At 56.4% G+C, this 4,628-nt stretch carries 3 protein-coding genes; 2 read left to right on the forward strand and 1 reads right to left on the reverse strand.

Annotated elements, in window-relative coordinates; genetic code table 11:
• Positions 1 to 2,735, reverse strand: a 2,735-nt coding sequence (gene metH, locus RMSM_RS35190; protein ID WP_008709123.1) for a methionine synthase, incomplete at its 3' end; no start/stop codon positions are given.
• 313 nt (positions 2,736 to 3,048) lie between these two features.
• Here metH and RMSM_RS35195 point away from each other — a divergent pair.
• Together RMSM_RS35195 and RMSM_RS35200 are read left to right on the forward strand one after the other, a co-directional pair.
• Positions 3,049 to 4,161 carry a hypothetical protein gene (locus tag RMSM_RS35195; protein WP_040771243.1) on the forward strand — a complete coding sequence of 371 codons (1,113 nt, stop codon included), beginning with the start codon at positions 3,049 to 3,051 and terminating at the stop codon, positions 4,159 to 4,161.
• Between the two features lie 76 nt (positions 4,162 to 4,237).
• A partial coding sequence (locus RMSM_RS35200; protein ID WP_008709129.1) for a hypothetical protein occupies positions 4,238 to 4,628 on the forward strand: 391 nt, incomplete at its 3' end.

The raw sequence follows: 4,628 nt of genomic DNA on the forward strand, positions 1-4,628 counted from the left end.
ATGGGACCAGCTTTTGTTTGTCGATCGCGGAAACTGGCCACCAACTTCTTTTGCTCTTCCACATTGCTTGCGAGATAAGCATCACGATGCTCTTTGCTTAGCAGTCGCTCCACGACGTTCACACTGCGGCTTGCATCGAGCACATGGATCACCGGTCCATCGTAGGCCGGACAAATCTTGACCGCGGTGTGTTTGGCACTGGTGGTTGCGCCGCCGACCAACAATGGCATCGTCATTCCCGCACGTTTCATTTCGCGTGCGACATGGGTCATCTCATCCAGACTTGGCGTGATCAAACCACTCAGCCCGATCATGTCCACGTCTTGCTTGACCGCTTCTTCCAAAATCCGCTCGGCCGAAACCATTACGCCCAAATCGATGACTTCGTAGTTATTGCACTGCAACACCACGCCGACGATATTTTTACCGATATCGTGCACATCGCCTTTGACCGTGGCGATCAAGAACTTGCCTCGCGCGGCATCATTTTCGGTCCCCGCGAGTCGTTTCTCCTCGTCCATGTACGGTTCTAAATAGGCGACCGCCTTCTTCATCACCCGCGCACTCTTGACGACTTGCGGCAAAAACATCTTGCCGGCGCCAAACAAATCGCCCACGACTTTCATGCCGTCCATCAAAGGTCCTTCGATGACTTGCAGGCACTTGTCAAAGTGCAGCCGAGCCTCTTCGGTGTCTTCGGTAATGTACTTGTCGATCCCTTTGATCAGCGCGTGTTCGATCCGCTTGGCAACCGGTTGCTCACGCCATGCGAGATCTTCACCCGATTTCTTTTTGCCGCCGCCTTTGACGGTTTCCGCGAATTCGAGCATCCGATCGGTCGCGTCGGGGCGGCGATTCAGCAGCACATCCTCGACATACTCGAGCAGATCCTTGGGCACCTCTTCATAGACTTCCAACTGTCCGGCGTTGACGATCCCCATGTCCAAGCCAGCCTTAATGGCATGGAACAAAAACGCACTGTGGATCGCTTCGCGAACGGGATTGTTTCCACGGAAACTGAAGCTGATGTTGCTGACTCCGCCGCTCGTCTTTGCACCGGGACATTCCTTTTTAATTCGTGCGACGGCGTTGATAAAGTCAACGGCATAATTGTTATGCTCTTCCATGCCCGTCGCAACGGTCAGGATATTCGGATCAAAGATGATGTCTTCGGGTGGAAAATTGATTTTCGTGGTAAGCAAGTCGTAGGCGCGTTTGCAAATCCGCACCTTGCTTTCTTCATCAGCCGCCTGGCCTTCTTCGTCAAACGCCATGACCACCGCGGCGGCACCGTATTGGCGAACCAAACGCGCCCGACGCAGGAACTCTTCCTCGCCATCTTTCAGCGAGATTGAGTTAACGATCGCTTTCCCTTGGACATTGCGAAGTCCCGCTTCGAGCACTTCCCATTTACTGCTGTCGATCATCACCGGCACGGCGGCAACCACCCCATCCCCCGCGATCAGACGCAAAAAACGCTCCATCGCGGCCACGCCATCGAGCATCCCTTCGTCAAAGTTGACATCGATGATCGTCGCCCCGTTTTCAACTTGCTCGCGGGCAATATCGACCGCTTCTTCGTATTTGTCTTCGCGGATCAAACGAGCAAACTTTTTGCTGCCGGCAACGTTGGTTCGCTCGCCGATCATGGTGAACGGAATTTCAGGACGCATCACCATCGGCAGCTGGCCGGACAACCGGGTGTAAACCGGTCCGTGGGTTTCCTGTTTCGGCTTACACCCTTTGACGCGTTCCGCCATCGCGCGAATGTGATCCGGGGTCGTGCCACAACATCCGCCCAAAATATTCAGCCAACCATTGTCGGCGTACTCGCCCACCTTATCGGCCATCGCCTTGGGACCGAGATCGAATTCGCCCATCTCATTGGGCAAGCCCGCATTGGGGTGACACGAGATCGGGATCTCGGCGACATGCGAAAGCTCTTCGATATGTGGCCGCATCACATCGGGCCCAAGGGCACAGTTCATGCCGACCGACAACAGAGGAAAATGATTGATGGCGGTCCAAAACGCTTCGACGCTTTGCGCGCTGACGAACGTACGTCCACCGTCACCAAACGTGCCGCTGGCCATCACCGGAACGCGGCGGCCACCGGCATCAAAGAAGTCTTGGATCGCGAACAAACACGCCTTCAAGTTCAGCGTGTCGATGGCGGTTTCGGGCAACAGGATATCGACGCCGGCGGCAACGAGCGAGTTGACCTGGGCACGATAGCTGTCGACCATCTCTTCAAACGTCGCACCACGGTGAGCCGGGTCTTCCTCGGTGCTGATCGCCAACTGTTTCGTGGTGGGTCCAATCGACCCGGCGACAAAACGGGGTTTATCCGGAGTCCGTTCGGTCCACTCGTCCGCCGCTTTGCGTGCACAAGCCACCGCGGCGTGGTTGATTTCATCGACCAATTCAAGCGGCAGCCCAAACTCGATCATCCCGACCGGCGAGGCCCCGAAGGAGTTGGTTTCGACGATGTCGCTGCCCGCTTCGTAGTAGGCCGCATGGATCGCGGTGATCTTGTCGGGGTGGGTCAGACAAAGAATATCCGAAAAATTCTTCAAATCTTTTTTGGGGTCGTGATCGGCAAATCGCTCGCCTCGCACCCCCGCCTCGTCCAAACCGAGACGTTGGATCATGGTCCCCATCGCCCCATCGAGCAGCAGAATCCGCTCGCGTAGGAGTTCGGAAATAACAGATTGAGTCGTTCCAGTTTGAAGCATTGTGCCGCGTATTTTTAGCGAAAAATGGCAGGGGGAAGCATTTGCAGGACACGTATCTTCGTTTCCTGTTCGCAGTTTCACAAGGTGATGCCTCACTCAGCGAGCAAAATCCCCTGGTTTGCTGGCATTACGGTTTGCAGGCATTAAAAGCTGTCATTTCATCTTGATCAATCGTCAGAGTTTGTCTATTCCGCAGATTCCTAAAGATCATCCATGTCGCGTACCGATCTAGTCCTGTAGGGGATCCGATCCGGCTCGCCATGTTTGTCAGTAATGCTTGAAACGCCTCGCACTCGTGTATCAGGAAGATCACATGACCGTCTCGCAAAAAGCCACGCAAGACGTCAGACGCTCACCCGTCAGAGCGGCAGACGAACGCTCGATGGGCGACGAGCACGCAGCCACCGCATTGCCGCCCACGTTGTTTCAGCTCAAGAATTTGACGCCGAGCAAGTTGGCGAGCCCGACATCGACCTCACCGACATCGATCTCGAGCGAGTCGGAAACGCCGATGGCAGCTCCGCAAACGGTCACGCCGGCGGCATCGCCATCGCAGCCCAACGAATTGCATGCCGCCGAGAATCCGACGCCCACAAACACCTGCGACGCTCCCGCTGAAGCAGTGCCGACGAAAGCTGCGCCCCACAACGCTCCCATTTCGGCGTCGCCACGATCGTCCGCTGCAAGTATTGCGTCAGAGATTTTCGTAAGTTCCGAGTCCCCTGCGAAGACCAACGCTCCCACCGTCACACTTGCGGATCAGTCCAACAGCCGAAATTGGCAACAAATGATCAGTGCCAATGCGCTGGTCATTGCCATGCTGCTACTTGTGATTGTGTTTGCTGTGAAAGTCAGCCGCCGAGCGACCGAGTCGACAAGCGAACCCGCCATAGCGGATTCGCAAATAAGCGACCTGCTTCCTCCCGAAGATTTGGTGGTGTTTGCCGATGAAAACTTGGGTACCGAATCCGCACGCCACGAAAAAACGAAACCGGCCACTCCGCCGGCGGCAAAAGCAAACGCCGCCTTGATGGCACCGGAATCGCCTTCCGCCAAAATCGCAGCCGCCGAAGTCGATGTCCCCGCCCCCAAAGACGATCCGAAGTTGTCCGCAGGTACGCCAGCCAACACGGTCAGCGCCCCTGGCGGTATCGATCCAGCGATCGCGGCGTTGAACGCAACCGTTCACTCGCACAAGGCACCGACGTCCAACGTTTCCACCTCGACGCCGCAGCCGACCAGCGCTGCCTCCCCAAACGGAACGGTCAACGCTTCCCAACCGCTGCATTCCGACTTGCCTGATTTGTCGGCCGCCAAACCGACTTCGATCAATGCATCGGCACCGTCAACGCCGCAAGAATCCGCCACCCCGCGTGGCATCAGCAACTGGGAACAGTACTTGCCATCGCAGCCAACTGCGAACTAGATCATCTGCGTCGTGAACTCGCATCACCCTCACCTAACGACATCAAGCTTCAAAATTTCACCGCTCGGTAAGAACCATGACTGCTAACAACCAGGCCTTTGTCAAAGCCTTTGCCAGACGAAACCGCAACGCGGATGCAAATTCGTCCCACCAGCAGAATCTGGCTGACGTGGAAACGAAGCCAGCGTCGCCGGCACCGGCCCCGGCCACATGGTGGATCGACGAAACGGACGACCAAAAGATCCGTGCGGATCACGATGCAGCCGATCACGTCCCGGCGCCGCATTTTGCCAACGACATTCGTGTAACCAATCGACGCGATGAAATCGCAGCCGAGACCGAAGACGCGATGCAGTCGTTTCCCGAACCGGAATCGGCTCCGATCCCCGATGCCAATGTGCTGGCGTCACTACAACACACCATCACTTCGTTTGCCAGTGAATCCCTACGCAGGGCACCCAGCGATA

The sequence above is a fragment of the Rhodopirellula maiorica SM1 genome, assembly GCF_000346295.1.
In the GTDB taxonomy this organism is placed as follows: Bacteria; Planctomycetota; Planctomycetia; order Pirellulales; family Pirellulaceae; genus Novipirellula; species Novipirellula maiorica.